The organism is Parafrankia irregularis (genome assembly GCF_001536285.1).
GTDB lineage: Bacteria > Actinomycetota > Actinomycetes > Frankiales > Frankiaceae > Parafrankia > Parafrankia irregularis.
In genome coordinates this window covers 111,364-128,234 of record NZ_FAOZ01000014.1, presented here as the reverse complement: position 1 = coordinate 128,234, position 16,871 = coordinate 111,364, and the positions used below count along the sequence as shown (strand labels likewise).

The window sequence follows — 16,871 nt, the reverse complement described above, 5'->3', positions numbered from 1 at the left end:
CTGCGCCCGCCAGCGCTCCGTACGTCGGATTCGGTAGTCCGCCGCAGTGACCGGAAGCTCGCTCAGCGAGATCGTTCTCGCATGCGCACGAGACCTCCGATCACATCGACGTCGCACCATTCGACCCGTTCCACGCATGCCACCCACCTGGCCGCCCGGGCGGCCAGGTGGAGCGTGCGGCACCGGCGGCTGGCCATCGGGGGATGGTTCCTCGGCGTTGTCCTTCTGACGGTGCTGGGCTCCCTGGTCGGCACCCACACGCTGACCGACAGCGACTACGGCGTCGGCGAGGACGCGCGCGCCCAGCGCACCCTCGCGGACCACGGCTTCACGACCCCCGCCAGCGAGAACGTGCTGATCCAACGGCCGGACGCGGCGAGCAGCCCTCAGGCGCTCCTCGCCGACCAGCAGCTCCGTGCCGCGATCGGTGACGTCGCCGAGCGGGTCCTCGCCACCGGCGAGGTGACGAACCTGCGGGCGCCGGTCACGCTGCCGCAGGTCGAGACCGAGGCCGACCTCGGCCTCGTCTCCCCCGATCGGCGCTCGGTTCTGGTGACGTTCGAGATCGTCGGCGACGCCGAGACCGCCACCGACCGAATCGAGCCGGTGCTCGCCGCGGTTGACGCGGCTGCCCGGGCGCATCCAGGGCTGCGTGTCGAGGAGGTCGGCGAAGCCAGTGCCGAAAAGGCACTCGGAGACACCGTCGGCAAGGACTTCAAGCGGGCCGAGCTGCTCGCGATTCCGTTGACTCTGGGCATTCTGCTCGCGGTCTTCGGTGCCGTGGTCGCCGCGCTGATCCCGGTCGTGCTCGCGCTGACCGCCTTCGTCGCGGCACTGGGCGTGGTCGCGTTCAGCAGCAGGCTGCTGCCGACAGACGAGACCGCGACGTCGGTCATGCTGCTCATCGGCCTGGCCGTGGGTGTCGACTACGCGCTGTTCTACATCCGGCGCGAGCGGGCCGAGCGGGCCGCCGGGCACAGCCCGCGGCAGGCGCTGGAGATCGCCGCGGACACATCGGGGCACGCGGTCCTGGTCTCCGGGCTGACCGTCGCCGTGTCCATGGCGGGCCTCCTGATCACAGGTCTGGACGTCTTCAGCGGGGTCGCCGGCGGCACGGTGATCGTGGTCCTGATCGCGGTCCTCGGCTCGCTGACCGTCCTGCCCGCGGTGCTGTCCTGGCTGGGTGACCGGGTCGAGCTGCTGCGGCTGCCGGGGCGCCGCCGGGTCACCGGCCGCACCCCGGCGCACGCCGCCGCCAACACCAGCGCCAACACCGGGACCGGGACCGCGCGACTCGGGATCATGGGGCGCCTGCTGCGCCATCCCGGCCCGGTCGCCGTCGTCACCGGTGGGCTGCTGGTTCTGCTCGCCCTGCCGGCGTTCGGGCTGCGGACCAGCGAGCCCGGCATCGACGACCTCCCCGACGACCTGCCGATCATCCAGTCCTACGACCGGGTCGAGGCGGCCTTCCCCGGCGAGCAGAGTGCCGCGGTGGTGGTCGTCTCCGCCGACGACGTGCGCTCGGCCGAGGTGGCCGCGGCCGTCACCGGGCTCAGGCGCGAGGCCGTCGCCACCGGGGTGATGTACGAGCCGATCACGACCGAGATCAGTGGCGACGGCCGGGTGGCGAAGATCGCCATCCCGATCGCCGGAAGCGGTACCGACGACGAGTCCCAGCGAGCGTTGGCCACGCTGCGTGACACGGTGATCCCGACGACCGTCGGCGCCGTCCACGGGACATCCGCCGACGTCACCGGCCGAACCGCGGGTTCGGTCGACTTCAACCGGCAGCTCAACGGGCGGACCCCGCTGGTGATCGGCTTCGTCCTCGTCCTGGCGTTTCTGCTGCTGCTGGCGGCCTTCCGCAGCGCGCTCGTCGCCGCGGCGGCCGTGGCTCTGAACCTGCTCTCGGTCGCCTCGGCATACGGCCTGCTCGTGGTCGTGTTCCAGCACCACTGGGCGGACGGCCTGCTCGGCTACACCTCCACCGGCACCATCACGAACTGGCTGCCCCTGATGCTGTTCGTGATCCTGTTCGGACTGTCGATGGACTACCAGGTCTTCGTGCTCAGCCGGGTCCGGGAGGCATACAGCGCCGGGCTTCCGATGCGCGAGGCGGTGCTGGCGGGCGTCCGGAGCAGCGCCGGTGTGGTCACCAGCGCCGCCGTGATCATGGTCGCCGTGTTCAGCGTGTTCGCGACGCTTTCACAGGTGAGCATGAAGCAGCTCGGGGTCGGTCTGGGCGCCGCGATCCTGCTCGACGCGACGGTGATCCGAGTGATCCTCATGCCTGCCGTCCTCACGCTGATCGGCGAACGTGCCTGGCGCCGCCCGGCGGTCACCGCGGCCGGGGTGTCCGTGCCGAGGCCGTCGACGAGCCCGGACGCCACCCTCGTCACTCCTGCGCGGGGCACCGTGACCGGCGAGTAGGCCCTTCAGGCCAGGCAGGCCCATCCGGCCGGGCGGCGCAGCGGGGCCGGCCGGCGGGCAGGACGGACACAGCGGACGAGCTTCAGGGACTTTCGAGTCCGCAAGATCTGAGGGTTTTCGTCGTTCCCACGACCAGGATCCTCAGATCTTGTCTGGCAGCAGCGCGAAGGCCGCACCCGCCCGCTCGCCGATCACGGACATCGAGCCGCCGCCCGAGATCTCCCCGGGCGGCGGGGAGTCCGTTACTGCCCCCTAATCGGGCGATACGGAAAGACAGCCAGGTCACAGAGGGGTTCAGGGGACGTTGCGGGCGAGCTACAGTGTCCGCGACGTCCGGTACCCCACCCGAGGACTGGAACGAATCCGAATGCCTGTACTCATGCCTGCTCAGATGCCCATCACCCCGCGCCCGGCACCAGCCGGCACCGCGAGCCCGGCACCGGCCGCATCACGTGGCACCGCCCGGCCCATCGTCGTCCGCACCCGCGCCGAGCTCGCTGCGGCACTGGCCCGGCCGGTCGTCCGCAGGGAGCAGACCGCCGCGGCATCCGCGGACCAGACACCCCCCGACCACACCCCCACGGACCCGGCCCCGGCGGGCCAGGCCCCCGCAGCCTCCACTCCCCAGTCGGGGAAGGCGCGGGAGGCGGCACCCGCCCGAGGTGTCCGCGGTGTCGTCATGACCATGGGTGCGCTGCACCGCGGTCACGCCGCCCTGATCAGGGAGGCCCGGCGGCGTACCGACCAGGTCGTGGTCACGATCTTCGTCAATCCGTTGCAGTTCGGGTCCGGCGAGGACCTCGACCGCTATCCCCGCACCTTCGCCGCCGACCTGGACGTCTGCGCCAGCGAGGGGGCCGACATCGTCTACGCGCCGAGCGTGGTGCACGACCCGGCTCCGCTGGTCACCCTGAGTGCCGGGCCGCTGGGCGACGTCCTGGAGGGAGCGTCCCGGCCGGGCCACTTCGACGGAATGCTTACCCTGGTGGGGACCATGTTCCACCTTGTCCGGCCGGATGTGGCGTTCTTCGGCCGCAAGGACGCCCAGCAACTGGTCTGCATCCGCCGCATGGTCGACGACCTGGCGTTCCCGCTGGAGATCGTCGGCGTGCCGACGGTGCGTGACACCGACGGGCTCGCTCTTTCGAGCCGCAACGCCTACCTCGACGCCGCCCAGCGGCGCAGCGCGCTGGCTCTCTCCCGAGCACTGGCCGCCGGCGCCGCCCGGGCCACCGAAGGCGCCGACGCCGTGCTCACCGCGGCCCGGGCGGAGCTCGCCTGCGAGCCCGGTGTGGACGTCGACTACCTGACCCTTGCCAGCCGGTCCGACCTCGGGCCGGTCTCCACCGGACCTGCACTGCTGCTGGTCGCGGCCCGGGTCGGGACCACCCGGCTGATCGACAACATCGACCTCGTGCTGGCCGACCCGGCCGCACGATCCGCGCGGCAGTCCGCCGGCCGGCAGCCGGCCGCGGCCTACGCACCCGACGGCAACGGTTACCAGGGGGTCTGACCGGTGTTTCGAACCATGCTCACCTCCAAGATCCACCGGGCGACGGTGACGCAGGCCGACCTGCACTACGTCGGCTCCGTCACGATCGACGCCGACCTGATGGAAGCCGCCGACCTGCTTCCCGGCGAGCAGGTGACGATCGTCGACATCAACAACGGCGCACGCCTGGAGACCTACGCGATCACCGGCCCGGCGGGCAGCGGTGTCATCGGGATCAACGGCGCGGCGGCCCGCCTGGTGCATCCCGGCGATCTCGTCATCATCATCTCGTACGGGATCATGGACGACGCCGAGGCGCGGCGATACACCCCCAAGGTCCTCTTCCTCGACGCGCAGAACCGCATCATCGGCCGCGGCGGCGACCCGGCGGAGGCACTCCCCGGCGACCCGTCCAGCCTGCGCGGCGATGTCCTGGCCGCCGGCGACGTTCTGGCCGCCGGTGGCGTCCTGGGCTCCGGTGACATCGTGGGCGCCGGGCAGGGGAGGGCGTAGCCCGGTGCCAGTTCTCCCACACCGACTCGGCGCACCGCGTCCGGGCTGGAGCCGGGACGCGGACGTCGTGGTCATCGGATCCGGTATCGCGGGTCTCACCACGGTGCTGCGCACCCGGGCAGCCAGCCCGGACCGCCGGGTCCTCCTCGTCACCAAGGCCCTGCTGGACGCCGGTTCGACCCGCTGGGCACAGGGCGGGATCGCCGCGGCCCTGAGTGCCGAGGACTCCCCTGCCGAGCACCTGCGCGACACCCTCGTCGCCGGCGTCGGCCTGTGCGACCCGGCGGCGGTCGAGGTCCTGGTCACCGAAGGCCCGGCCCGGGTACGCGAGCTCGCGGCCCTCGGTGCCCGGTTCGACCGGGACGCCGGCGGCGACTTCTCGCTCACCCGCGAAGGCGGGCACCTGCGCGACCGGATCGCACATGCCGGCGGCGACGCCACCGGGCTGGAGGTCGAGCGGGCACTGATCGCCGCGGTGCGCGCCGACCCGGCCGTCGAGGTGCTGGAGAACGCCCTCGTCCTGGACCTGCTGATGGATCAGGCGGGCCGGGCGGTCGGTGCGACGCTGCACGTCCTCGGGGCGGGCAGCCAGGATGGCGTCGGCGCCGTGACAGCCCGGGCGATCGTGCTGGCCACCGGCGGAATGGGGCAGATCTTCGCGTCGACGACCAACCCGGCGGTCTCGACCGGTGACGGCGTCGCGCTCGCCCTGCGGGCCGGCGCGGTCGTGACCGACCTGGAGTTCGTCCAGTTCCATCCGACCGCGCTCTGGCTGCCCTCCCCCGAGGCCGGTCAGCAGCCGCTGGTCAGCGAGGCGCTGCGCGGCGAGGGCGCGCTGCTGGTGGACGCCGCCGGCCGGCGGGTGATGCGCGACGTCCATCCGCTGGCCGACCTCGCGCCCCGAGACGTCGTCGCCAAGCAGATGTCGCGGGTGATGGCGGAGCAGGGGGTGGATCACCTCTACCTGGACGCCCGTCACCTGGGGGCCCAGACCCTGCTGCGCCGTTTCCCCACGATCACCGCGCGCTGCCGGGAGGCCGGGGTCGACCCGGTGACCGCACCGATCCCGGTCGCACCGACGGCGCATTTCGCCAGCGGCGGGGTCCGCACCGACCTGTGGGGGCGGACCAGCGTTCCCGGGCTGTACGCCTGCGGGGAGGTCGCCTGCACCGGGGTGCACGGCGCCAACCGGCTGGCGTCGAACAGCCTGCTGGAGGGCCTGGTCTTCGCCGCGCGCATCGCCCAGCACATCTCGGAACAGGACACATCGAGCTGGGACGGATCCCCGGATCCGTCCGCTTCACCGCTCGACGGTGCCGCCGCGGTGATCGGGGTCCCGGCGGGCGCTCGTGGCCGCGGTCTGACGGACCCGACCGAACGCGGCGACCTGACCCGGGCCATGACGGATGGCGCGGGCGTGTTGCGCAGCGCCGAGAGCCTGCGGGCGACCGGAAAGATGCTGGCCGGCCTTGGCGATCTTCGGGTCAGCGGGGCCACGGTCACCGCCGGCCCGGCGGCCTGGGAGATGACCAACCTGCGGATGGTGGCGACCGCGCTGGTCGCCGCGGCCCAGATGCGCACCGAGACCCGGGGCTGCCACTGGCGGGAGGATTTCGCCGACCGCGATGACGAGCACTGGAGCGGACACGTGCTGACCAGGCTGGACCCGGAAGGGGAGCTGATCTTGACGTACGAGGCACCGCCGCGGCCAGCCGAAGCCGGCTCGGCCACGTCTGTCTCACCGTGGGCCCGGCAGAGCCGACCGACATCGGACTCCGCCGCTGCTGCCGCTTCGTCCCGGCTCCGGTCGGCATGAGCCCCACCCACGTCGCGCCGGCGGAGCCGTCGACGACGACCAGGAACACAGCCGAGATGACGACCGAGACGACAGCCGCTCAGATCTCGGTGCCTGTCCTGACTGCTCTGAGATCCACCGGGCTGGCCGAGTCTGTGGTCTTCGACGTGATCCGTCGAGCGCTGAACGAGGACCTTCCAGGGCCCGACGGCGAGGACGCCACCTCGGCCGCGACCGTGAATGCGGCGCTGACGAGCCATGGCTCGGTGGTGTCCCGCGCCGACGGCGTGGTCGCGGGGGTGCCGGTCGCCGCCGCGGTGTTCGAGTTCCTTCTCGGTCCCGCCGTCACAGTGACACCGGTGATCGCCGACGGTGACCGGGTGGCCCCGGGCACGGCGGTGCTGCGGGTCAGTGGGCCGGTGCGTGGTCTTCTCACCGCCGAGCGAACAGCGCTGAACCTGCTCTGCCATCTCTCCGGCGTGGCCACGGCGACCCGGCGATGGGTGGACGCGGTCGCCGGCACGGGCGCGGTCGTGCGGGACACCCGCAAGACGCTCCCGGGCCTGCGGGCGTTGGAGAAGTACGCGGTGCGCTGCGGCGGCGGCAGCAACCACCGGATGTCGCTGACCGACGCCGCGCTGGTCAAGGACAACCATGTGATCGCGGCCGGCGGGGTGGCGGCGGCCTTCGCGGCCGTGCGCGCCCGCTTCCCGCACCTGGCCGTCGAGGTGGAGTGCGACACCGTGGAGCAGGTGGCCGAGGCGGTGGGCGCCGGGGCCGACCTGATCCTCTGCGACAACATGTCACTGGACGATCTTCGTGCGTCGGTGGCCATCGCCCGGCCGGCGGGCGTCCTGCTGGAGGCGAGTGGCGGGCTGACCCTGGACGTCGCCGCCGCGGTCGCCGCGACCGGCGTCAACTACCTGGCCGTCGGAGGTCTCACCCACTCGGCGCCCGCTCTCGACCTTGGCTTCGACCTTGCGGTGGCCGGCTGATGCTGCTGACGATCGACGTTGGTAACACCAACACCGTCCTGGGCGTGTTCGACGGCGCCCAGCTCGCCAACTCCTGGCGGATCCGCACCGATCCCCATGCCACCGCGGACGAGATGGGGCTCCTCTATACCGGCCTGCTCGGCAGCCACAAGATCGACGGTGTCTCCGTGTGCTCGACGGTCCCGGCGGCGCTGCGCGAGATCCGCCGGATGGTGAGCCGCACCTACCGGGGCATCCCGACCGTGGTGGTCGAGCCGGGCACCCGCACCGGGGTACCGATCCTCATCGACAACCCGAAGGAGGCGGGGGCCGACCGGATCATGAACACACTGGCCGCGCACCACCTCTACGGCGGACCGGCGATCGTGGTCGACTTCGGGACGTCCACCAACCTCGACGTCGTTTCGGAACGCGGCGAGTTCCTGGGTGGCGCGCTCGCGCCCGGCATCGAGATCGCCCTGGACTCACTCGCCTCGCGGGCCGCCCAGCTCCGCAAGGTCGAGCTCACGACGCCCCGTTCGGTGATCGGTAAGAGCACGGTCGAGGCACTCCAGTCGGGCATGATCTACGGGGCGGCCGGGCAGGTCGACGCGCTGGTCCGGCGCATCCGCGCCGAGCTGGGCGCCCCGGCGACCGCGATCGCCACCGGTGGGCTCGCCTCGCTGGTGCTCAAGGAGAGCGAAACTCTCGACAACCATGAGCCGCATCTGACCCTGATCGGCCTTAGGCTTGTCTTCGAGAAGAATGCGGAGACACGCTGACGCCGCGCCGTCTCACCGCGCGGTCCGGTGACCGGAGATCCGAGTGGTTCACGCTTTCACCGCGATGCGCTTATGCATCGCCGGCGGCAGTGGCGGTCGGTTCTCCGGCGTGTCGGGCGCGCAGCGGGTCGGAATTCCTCCGCCGGTCACGGGCGCGGGTTAGCCTCTCTCCATGCGGCGCAGAACGTGGGCGGTCTCACGAATCCCTGGTCCACGCAGGCAACGTGCGTCCGGGTCGTCCCGATCTCTCCCGACCGGCCCGTTCGTCCGGCGTTCGCCGTTCACCTGGGCCGCATTCCTCGCGTCAAGCACACTGATTTTCCTCACGGCGGCGCCGGCTGCGACGGCCGGCGCGCAGCCCACCGCGACGGGCGCGCTCACGATCGCCGCGCTCGGCGATTCCTATTCCTCCGGCGAGGGTTCGCCGCCGTTCCTGGCCGACGCGGGCAGCTGCCGCCGTAGCACCGGCGCGTGGCCGCGGCTGCTCGCCACCCTCGATCCGCCGATCACCACCGTGCTGCATGCCGCCTGCGGTGGTGCGACGACGAAGGAACTCACCACGTCCCGACGGGGCAACCCCTCGCAGCTCGACCAGTTGCGGGCGCTGCCGAAGGCCCCGGACGTGGTGACGATCACGATCGGCGGCAATGACGCCGGATTCGGCCGGGTCATCATGAGCTGTGTGCTCTGGAAGTGCTTCTGGGACGGTAACGACCGGCGGCGGCGGGACTACCTGCAGGACGAGCTTCCGGGAATTCTCGTCACCACCTACAAGGAAGTGAAGGCGGCGGCGCCGAACTCGCGGATCGTCGTCGTCGGATATCCCGACATCTTCCCTCGATCCCAGCGGAACAACACCTGCCGTTGGCTCGACAGCAGCGAGCGCAGGCAGCTCGTCAGCCTGAACAACACCCTCAATCGGACGATTCGTCGGGCCGCCAAGGATGCCGGCGTCGAGTTCGTCGCCACCAGCAGATCCCTGCGCGACCACGAGATGTGCACCAAGGACTCGTGGGTCAACCGGGTGGGCCTTCTCAGCGCGGACCGAGACCTGAGCGCTCACCCCACCCAGGCGGGCCAGGAAGCGATGGCCCGGACGATCCACGACGCCCTGGTCGACAAACGCTGACCGATCAGTCGGCCGATCGGACCGCGGCTTGATCGGACCGCCGCCGACTGTCCAGCCATTGGCCGAACAGCAGCTGGCAGACCAGCGGCGACGTCAACGCACCAGGTGCGGGTGTCGTTCGAGCTCCTGCAGCGCCCGCTGGCTGTCCGCGCCATCCCAGCCGCCCGAGACCCGGTCAGCGTCCTGCGGCGTCCAGCGGTCCAGCAGCCGCACACCGGCGGAACGCAGCGTCTGGCAGGACGTCGCATAGGCGGGGTGGGCCGCCTGCGCGGCGGTGAGGCACGGCGCGACGACGGCCGGCAGGCCGAGCCCCAGAGCCTCGGTCAGCAGACCCAGGACGAGCGTGTCCGCGATTCCCGCCGCCCACTTGTTGATCGTGTTGAAGGTCGCCGGGACGACGGCGAAGGCGGTCGGTGGTGGAAGCACGTCCGGCTGCCCCGGGAGCTTGTAGTCGGTCCGGACGGGATGCCCGCTGACCGCGGCCAGCGCCGGCAGGTCGAGCCATACCGCGGCACGCGACGTCGTCACGACGCACACGTCCCAGCCGCCCTGCTGGGCCTGCGCCACGAAGTCGGCGGCGGCGAGCGCGGGCGGTGCCGCGCAGACGACGTGGTAGAGCACACGCTGCGGTGACGTCATGGATCCAAGTCTGGACTGTCAGCGACCAGGACGGGGGCCGAAATCCGCGGCCGATCCACCCCTCAGTTGTTGATCTCGCTCAGCGCGATCCCGAGGCGTACTCACGGGGTGCACGCGGCTCCTCTGCCCCTTGGGCCGCGACCTCGGACCGCGCCGCCACCACGTCTGGTGTTGCTACCGGACAAGATCATGGGATTTTGGTCGTCGGAACGACCAAAATCCCATGATCTTCCCACCCGCAAACTCCTCCGACTTCTCACGGTCGTCAGGAGACAGCGGGTAGTGTCCGCATCCCGCCAAATCCCCAACTTGGGGCCACGCGGGCGCGGACCGCACCACCAGCGCCACTGAACCCAGGATCTCCACCGGAAAGTCCGAAGATCCGAGGATCCTGGTCACCCTTGAGCGGGTCGACGATCGATCTTGGCTGGCGCCAGCCTGCCACACGCTCCGAGAGCGACCGGAATCCCCCACTTCTCCGCCGCATCGGATACCTCGGATACCGGAGTGGGCCGGACCGTGACGCCGGCGCGACAGCGGGTCCCGCCGACGCCAGCCAGAACTCGACAAACTGGATCGCGACGGCTCCTTCACGGGAAGAAGTTTCGCTCCCGCGAGTGTCACGTATCGGCTGCACTGCACCACGAGCCGTCTCAAGATAAGGTTAGCCTCACTTCTTGATCTCAGGATGTGGAGTCGAGTCCGGGACCCTCGGTTCCCGGACTCGCCGTCCGCATCGATCACCTGCTGCCGACTGTCGGGCAACCGACTCCGCCAGGGGGTCAGGGCCACAAGCCGGACTCCTGGGCAGGTTGTGACCATTTCCAATAAATGGGCCCACGACCGGCGAATCCACAGGTCAGCGGGCTGCCGGCAGCCAGGGCACCTGGAGCGGCCACGACAGGTGGGCGACGCCGAGTTGACTGTCGAGTTGAAGTTAGGCTTACCTAACACCATGTCTCACGCGCCGCCCCGTCACCCGCAGCACCTGCCCACGGGTACCTCCGACCTGCCGGTCGACCTGGCGGTCCGTGCCACCAGCCTGACCGGCCTCGAAACCACCCTGCGCACGGTGCGGGCGGCGCTGGACCACCGCCGGGCGATCGCCGGTCCGCCACCGTCGCCGAACGGCTGGATCCGGGCCGACCAGCTGCTCGATCCCGCGACGCTCGACGAGGCCCTCGCCGTCGTCCGCGATCACAACCAGGCCACGGCGGAGGTCGCCGTCAGCTACTTCACCGCGTGGTACGCCGCCACCATCGTCGGCCCGGCCATCGCGATGTTCGTCCTGGCCCGGCGGGTGCCGGACCTTGCCCCCGCCGGGATCTCGGTGCACTGCCACGAGGGCGGATGGTTCGACAGCACGGCGTTCCACCGCCCGCGGCTTGCACTGCTGCGCTCCGATCCGGCGCTTGCCGATCACCTCGACCTGCTCGACGCGAAGGTGAGCGTCGACCTCGGCGGCACCGACCCGATCGAGGTGACGATGGTCGCGGCGGACGTCGACGCCCTGCGGGCGCAGCTCGTCGGCCAGATCATCGGCCACCTGGAACCGATGATCAACAGCCTCCGGTCGCGCGCGCGGCTCGGGCACGCGGCCCTGTGGGGAGCGGTGGCGTCCCAGTGCGGGCGGGCGTTTCTGCTCACCGAACGGGTGAGTGGTGATCCACATATCGGGCGCCTGGAGGCGGACGCCTTCTTCGCCGACGCGGCGCCGACCCTGCGGGCCCGGCCGACGTGGCAGCAGTTCGTCCATCACGGCCGGACCTACACGGGTATGCGCCGCGGATCATGCTGCCTGGCGCATCGGCTGACCGAGGAGTTCTGCACCGCCTGCCCGTTCGTGGCCACGGACGAGCGTGAGCACCGGCTGCGGGAGTGGATCGACGCCCAGGGACCCGGCGGTCTGGCCGTCTGAGACGCCCGCCGCAGGGCAGGGGAACAGTGAGCAGCAGCAAACCCAGTTATGAGGTGACGGCGATGAGCTGAGGCCAGCCGTGACAGGACGTCGATGAGGGCCCCAAGCCCCCCGCCTGCCTACGGGGCGTGCACGACCGGCATGGGCCGCGTCGGCGATGTCACAGAAGGTGCCACGAGAATCAACGCCGGAAGGGAACCTGGCGACCACATTCGGCCAAATGTGATCCGTATCACACCCTCGACCCAGGCGTATACGTTACCGTCGGTAGTGCCGGCTTGGGCCGGTGACGGTTGGTCGCGGTCCGAACCGCTCCCACCGCCCGCACGGAGCATCGCGGCTCCGAGCGCGAATCTGATCATCATCGCCCGCCCCGTCGAGCCCCACACCGAGGTTGTCGGGGTCGACATGTCGTTCCGCTCTTGGCGGAACCACGTGACGGAATCATGCCTGGTCGGCCACGGTTGCCTTGAACGTCTCCGCTGGTAGGCCGGCGATCCGGCCGCAGCGCCGTCCCCGACGAAGAGGGCGGTTCCGGCGGGTAGGTTTCTGTTCGATGCGTGAGGACATGCCTCGGCGGAGCTAGCATGCGGATACCGGCTGTCGTGTGGTCGGTCGCAGCTCGAAGGAGCGCACATGTTCGAGAGGTTCACCGACCGGGCACGTCGGGTCGTCGTCCTGGCTCAGGAAGAAGCCAGGATGCTCAACCACAACTACATCGGGACCGAGCACATCCTGCTCGGCCTGATCCACGAGGGCGAGGGCGTCGCTGCTAAGGCCCTCGAGTCGCTCGGGATCTCGCTCGAGGGTGTGCGGTCGCAGGTCGAAGAGATCATCGGTCAGGGTCAGCAGGCGCCGAGCGGGCACATCCCGTTCACGCCCCGGGCCAAGAAGGTCCTTGAGCTGTCCCTGCGCGAGGCTCTGCAACTCGGCCACAACTACATCGGCACCGAGCACATCCTGCTCGGCCTCATCCGTGAGGGCGAGGGTGTCGCCGCCCAGGTGCTGGTCAAGCTCGGCGCGGACCTCAACCGGGTCCGCCAGCAGGTCATCCAGCTCCTGTCCGGCTACCAGGGCAAGGGCGACCCGGCCACCGCCGGGGCCCCGGCCGAGGGCACGCCGTCGACCTCGCTGGTCCTCGACCAGTTCGGCCGCAACCTCACCGCGGCCGCTCGTGAGTCCAAGCTCGACCCGGTCATCGGGCGCGAGAAGGAGATCGAGCGCGTCATGCAGGTGCTGTCGCGCCGGACGAAGAACAACCCGGTCCTCATCGGCGAGCCCGGCGTCGGCAAGACGGCCGTCGTCGAGGGGCTGGCGCAGGCGATCGTCAAGGGCGAGGTGCCCGAGACCCTGAAGGACAAGCAGCTCTACACCCTCGACCTCGGCGCTCTCGTCGCCGGGTCCCGCTACCGCGGTGACTTCGAGGAGCGGCTGAAGAAGGTCCTCAAGGAGATCCGCACCCGCGGCGACATCATCCTGTTCATCGACGAGCTCCACACGCTCGTCGGCGCGGGTGCCGCCGAGGGCGCGATCGACGCCGCCTCCATCCTCAAGCCGATGCTGGCGCGCGGCGAGCTGCAGACGATCGGCGCGACCACCCTGGACGAGTACCGCAAGCACCTGGAGAAGGACGCCGCCCTGGAGCGGCGCTTCCAGCCCATCCAGGTGGCGGAGCCGTCGGTGGCGCACACCATCGAGATCCTCAAGGGCCTGCGCGACCGGTACGAGGCGCACCACCGCGTCTCGATCACCGACGCCGCCCTCGTGGCCGCGGCCTCCCTGGCCGACCGCTACATCTCCGACCGGTTCCTGCCGGACAAGGCGATCGACCTGATCGACGAGGCCGGGTCCCGGATGCGCATCCGCCGGATGACCGCTCCGCCGGACCTGCGCGAGTTCGACGAGCGCATCGCGAACGTCCGCCGGGACAAGGAGTCCGCGATCGACGCGCAGGACTTCGAGAAGGCCGCGTCGCTGCGCGACAAGGAGAAGACCCTGCTGGCCGAGAAGGCCAAGCGGGAGAAGGAGTGGAAGGCCGGGGACATGGACGTCGTCGCCGAGGTCGGCGACGAGGAGATCGCGGAGGTCCTCGCGATCTGGACCGGCATCCCCGTCTTCAAGCTCACCGAGGAGGAGACCGCCCGCCTCCTGCGCATGGAAGACGAGCTGCACAAGCGCGTCATCGGCCAGGAGCAGGCGATCAAGGCCGTCTCGCAGGCGATCCGGCGTACCCGCGCCGGGCTGAAGGACCCGAAGCGCCCCGGTGGCTCGTTCATCTTCGCCGGCCCGTCCGGTGTCGGTAAGACCGAGCTGTCGAAGACGCTGGCGGAGTTCCTCTTCGGCGACGAGGACGCGCTGATCCAGCTCGACATGTCCGAGTACATGGAGAAGCACACCGTCTCGCGGCTGGTGGGCTCCCCGCCCGGCTACGTCGGGTACGAGGAGGGTGGCCAGCTCACCGAGCGGGTCCGGCGCAAGCCGTTCTCCGTGGTCCTGTTCGACGAGGTCGAGAAGGCCCACCCGGACGTCTTCAACACGCTCCTGCAGATCCTGGAGGACGGTCGCCTGACCGACTCCCAGGGCCGGCTGGTCGACTTCAAGAACACCGTCCTGATCATGACGTCGAACCTGGGCACCCGGGACATCTCCAAGGGCCCCGGCATCGGCTTCGCGACCGGTCAGGGCGCGATCGACTACGAGCGGATGAAGGCGAAGGTCCAGGACGAGCTCAAGCAGCACTTCCGGCCTGAGTTCCTGAACCGGATCGACGACATCATCGTCTTCCACCAGCTCTCCGAGAACGAGATCATCCAGATCGTCGACCTCATGCTGGCCCGCGTCGACTCGCAGCTGAAGAACAAGGACATGGCGCTGGAGCTCACTCCCGCCGCCAAGGCCCTGCTCGCCAAGCGCGGTTACGACCCGGTGCTGGGCGCCCGGCCGCTGCGCCGGACGATCCAGCGGGAGATCGAGGACGTCCTGTCCGAGAAGATCCTCTACGGGACGCTGCGTCCCGGCGAGATCGTCGTCGGCGACGTCGAGGGCGAAGGCGAGGAGGCGAAGTTCGTCTTCCGTGGCGAGCCGAAGCCGAACTCGGTGCCGGACGCCCCGCCGATCGACCTGGCCAAGTCCAGCGAGTGACACTGTGCCGGTAGTGTGACCGACAGTTCAGGCTGTCGGTCACACCGACCGGCGCACACCACCGCCAGACCTGTTCGAAGGGCGGTTGCGCGTCACGCGTAACCGCCCTTCGGCATGTTCACCGCACACCGCACCGGCTCGCCATCGACCCGCATCGGAAGTCATGCCTCGCCGCCACCAGGACGAAGACCAGTCCGCAGCGCCGCGCCGACAGTCCGACGGGCTGGCCAGGCACGGCGTACACCTAACCTTCGGTCCCGATCCGGCCAGCTCGATGATCGTCTCCTGGATCACCAGGTCACCCGTGCTGCGACCCGAGGTCCGCCTGCGGCCGGCGCCCATCGACAACACCGCCACCGCGACGGACGCCGCCACCGCCACAGACACAGACGCTGCCGCCGGCACAGACACTGCGGCCGGCACAGACACTGCCGCCGGCACCGGCATCAAGGTCGACGCTGTCACCCGCTCGTACACCGACGCGGTGACCCGCCAGGAGATCTTCGCCCATCACGCGCTGCTCGAAGGCCTGGAACCCGACACCGAGTACCGCTACGAGATCTCGATGCGGGTACCGGGCAACGCCCCGTTCCGGCACCGCGGCTCCGGTCGGCTGCTCGAGCTGGGCGGTTCCTCCTTTCGTACCGCCCCCAGCGGCCGGACGGCGTTCTCCTTCACCTGTTTCGGAGACCACGGCACGGATCACCCCGAGGACCCGTTCGGCACCGCGGCCTCGGCGACGCTGGTGGCCGGGATCGAGCGCGTGGCGCCCCTGTTCACCCTGGTCAACGGCGACCTGGCCTACGCGAACGTCAACGCCGTCCCACCGGTCGCCTGGTCGGGCTGGTTCGAGATGATCAGTGCCTCCGCCCACCGCCGCCCCTGGATGCCAAGCGCCGGCAACCACGAGATCGAGCGCGGCAACGGTGCGCTCGGCCTGGCCGCCTACCAGACGTACTTCCAGCTACCGAGCAACGACGACGAGCCCTACCTCGACGGCCTCTGGTATGCGTTCACCGTCGGCGGCGTCCGATTCGTCGTGCTCAGCGGCGACGACGTCTGCTACCAGGACGCCGGCCGGGTCTACCTGCACGGGTACAGCTCCGGCCGGCAGACCGCGTGGCTGGAGCGGGAGCTGAAACAGGCCCGCGCCGACCGGGACGTCGACTGGATCGTCGCCGTCGCGCACCAGCCGGCGATCTCCACCGCCGCCCACCACAACGGCGCCGACCTGGGGCTGCGCGAGGAGTGGCTGCCCCTGTTCGACCAGTACGGCGTCGATCTGGTGCTGTCCGGGCACGAGCATCATTACGAACGCACCCACCCGCTGCGAGGCGTCATCGAGGGGACACCGACCCGGACACCCCGCCCCGTACCAGCTGCCACCACCACCGAGAACGGCGCCATCACGATCGACACCTCGGCCGGGGCCGTGCACCTGCTCGTCGGTACGGGCGGCTCGTCGACGCCGTCCGCCCACGAGCTGTTCGATCCACCGGCCTGCCAGGTGGTGGTCGGCGTGCGCGACCCCGCACCCGGCCAACGGCATCACCCGGCGATCCGGGAGATGGAGTCCGCACCGTGGCTCGCCGCACGCTTCCCGGACCACCCCTACGCCTTCGCCGGCTTCGAGGTTGATCCGGGCACCCCGGGCGGGACAACCCGGATCGTGGTGACGGTCTACGACTCGTCCACGGCCGAGCCCGTCCCCTTCGACACGTTCACCCTGGTCCGCCCCCGCGGCGATGCCGACGGACCCTGGTCGCCCGCGCTGGACGGAGTCTAGGGCTGGCCGGACAGCGCCATCGGTACCCGCCACGCCACGCCACCACAGCCTTGCCTGGCGGCAGCAGCAGCGGCACCGGCAGCCCGAAGCCCGAAGCCCTGATGATTTTCGTCGTTCCCGCGACCACAATCCTCAGGTCTTGTCCCCCGCTCGACGCCCGAGCTCGAAAATCTGAGGATTTTGGCCGTTGTAGCCAAAATCCCCATCTCTTCGCCTTTCGCCCCTTCAGATACCGGAAAAGGGCAGGACAGAGGCGGGAGCGGGGAGAAAAG

At 70.4% G+C, this 16,871-nt stretch carries 11 protein-coding genes; 10 read left to right on the top strand and 1 reads right to left on the bottom strand.

Annotated elements, in window-relative coordinates; all coding sequences use genetic code 11:
* Positions 1-81: 81 nt before the first annotated feature.
* From AWX74_RS21270 to AWX74_RS21240, 7 genes are all read left to right on the top strand, one after another.
* Positions 82-2,430, top strand: coding sequence for an MMPL family transporter (locus tag AWX74_RS21270; protein WP_091279722.1), 2,349 nt, complete (start codon positions 82-84; stop codon positions 2,428-2,430).
* Between the two features lie 367 nt (positions 2,431-2,797).
* On the top strand, positions 2,798-3,943 hold the full coding sequence (panC, locus tag AWX74_RS21265; RefSeq protein ID WP_091279720.1) for a pantoate--beta-alanine ligase: 1,146 nt from the start codon (positions 2,798-2,800) through the stop codon (positions 3,941-3,943).
* 3 nt (positions 3,944-3,946) lie between these two features.
* A complete protein-coding gene (gene panD / locus AWX74_RS21260; protein WP_091279717.1) occupies positions 3,947-4,435 on the top strand; it encodes an aspartate 1-decarboxylase in 489 nt (162 codons plus the stop codon).
* Between the two features lie 4 nt (positions 4,436-4,439).
* Positions 4,440-6,251 (top strand): L-aspartate oxidase, encoded by a 1,812-nt coding sequence (locus AWX74_RS21255; protein ID WP_091279714.1) that lies wholly within the window; start codon positions 4,440-4,442, stop codon positions 6,249-6,251.
* A gap of 56 nt (positions 6,252-6,307) precedes the next feature.
* Positions 6,308-7,225 carry a carboxylating nicotinate-nucleotide diphosphorylase gene (gene nadC / locus AWX74_RS21250; protein WP_091279869.1) on the top strand — a complete coding sequence of 306 codons (918 nt, stop codon included), beginning with the start codon at positions 6,308-6,310 and terminating at the stop codon, positions 7,223-7,225.
* Complete coding sequence (locus AWX74_RS21245) at positions 7,225-7,986, top strand: type III pantothenate kinase (protein WP_091279711.1); 762 nt, start codon at positions 7,225-7,227, stop codon at positions 7,984-7,986. The genes nadC and AWX74_RS21245 overlap by 1 nt, the downstream gene beginning before the upstream one ends.
* 172 nt (positions 7,987-8,158) lie before the next feature.
* Positions 8,159-9,115, top strand: coding sequence for an SGNH/GDSL hydrolase family protein (locus AWX74_RS21240; protein WP_091279708.1), 957 nt, complete (start codon positions 8,159-8,161; stop codon positions 9,113-9,115).
* A gap of 93 nt (positions 9,116-9,208) precedes the next feature.
* On the opposite strand, the gene AWX74_RS21235 is transcribed toward AWX74_RS21240, so the two are convergent.
* Positions 9,209-9,754: a flavoprotein gene (locus tag AWX74_RS21235; RefSeq protein WP_091279705.1), complete on the bottom strand. Its 546-nt coding sequence runs from the start codon at positions 9,752-9,754 to the stop codon at positions 9,209-9,211.
* A gap of 955 nt (positions 9,755-10,709) precedes the next feature.
* On the opposite strand from AWX74_RS21235, the gene AWX74_RS21230 reads away from it, so the two are divergent.
* The 3 genes from AWX74_RS21230 (at position 10,710) to AWX74_RS21220 (ending at position 16,599) form a co-directional block, all read left to right on the top strand.
* On the top strand, positions 10,710-11,672 hold the full coding sequence (locus AWX74_RS21230; RefSeq protein ID WP_226931172.1) for a ferric iron reductase: 963 nt from the start codon (positions 10,710-10,712) through the stop codon (positions 11,670-11,672).
* A 636-nt stretch (positions 11,673-12,308) separates the two neighbouring features.
* On the top strand, positions 12,309-14,813 hold the full coding sequence (locus AWX74_RS21225) for an ATP-dependent Clp protease ATP-binding subunit (RefSeq protein WP_091279699.1): 2,505 nt from the start codon (positions 12,309-12,311) through the stop codon (positions 14,811-14,813).
* Positions 14,814-15,087: 274 nt separating this feature from the next.
* On the top strand, positions 15,088-16,599 hold the full coding sequence (locus AWX74_RS21220) for a purple acid phosphatase family protein (RefSeq protein WP_242666342.1): 1,512 nt from the start codon (positions 15,088-15,090) through the stop codon (positions 16,597-16,599).
* Positions 16,600-16,871: the final 272 nt, after the last annotated feature.

Bases quoted from the DNA above. Each gene is read 5' to 3' on its own strand.
- nadC (WP_091279869.1), top strand. From the start codon at position 6,308: ATGACGACCGAGACGACAGCCGCTCAGATCTCGGTGCCTGTCCTGACT.
- AWX74_RS21230 (WP_226931172.1), top strand. From the start codon at position 10,710: ATGTCTCACGCGCCGCCCCGTCACCCGCAGCACCTGCCCACGGGTACC.
- AWX74_RS21225 (WP_091279699.1), top strand. From the start codon at position 12,309: ATGTTCGAGAGGTTCACCGACCGGGCACGTCGGGTCGTCGTCCTGGCT.
- panC (WP_091279720.1), top strand. From the start codon at position 2,798: ATGCCTGTACTCATGCCTGCTCAGATGCCCATCACCCCGCGCCCGGCA.
- AWX74_RS21270 (WP_091279722.1), top strand. From the start codon at position 82: ATGCGCACGAGACCTCCGATCACATCGACGTCGCACCATTCGACCCGT.
- AWX74_RS21220 (WP_242666342.1), top strand. From the start codon at position 15,088: ATGATCGTCTCCTGGATCACCAGGTCACCCGTGCTGCGACCCGAGGTC.
- AWX74_RS21245 (WP_091279711.1), top strand. From the start codon at position 7,225: ATGCTGCTGACGATCGACGTTGGTAACACCAACACCGTCCTGGGCGTG.
- AWX74_RS21240 (WP_091279708.1), top strand. From the start codon at position 8,159: ATGCGGCGCAGAACGTGGGCGGTCTCACGAATCCCTGGTCCACGCAGG.
- AWX74_RS21235 (WP_091279705.1), bottom strand. From the start codon at position 9,754: ATGACGTCACCGCAGCGTGTGCTCTACCACGTCGTCTGCGCGGCACCG.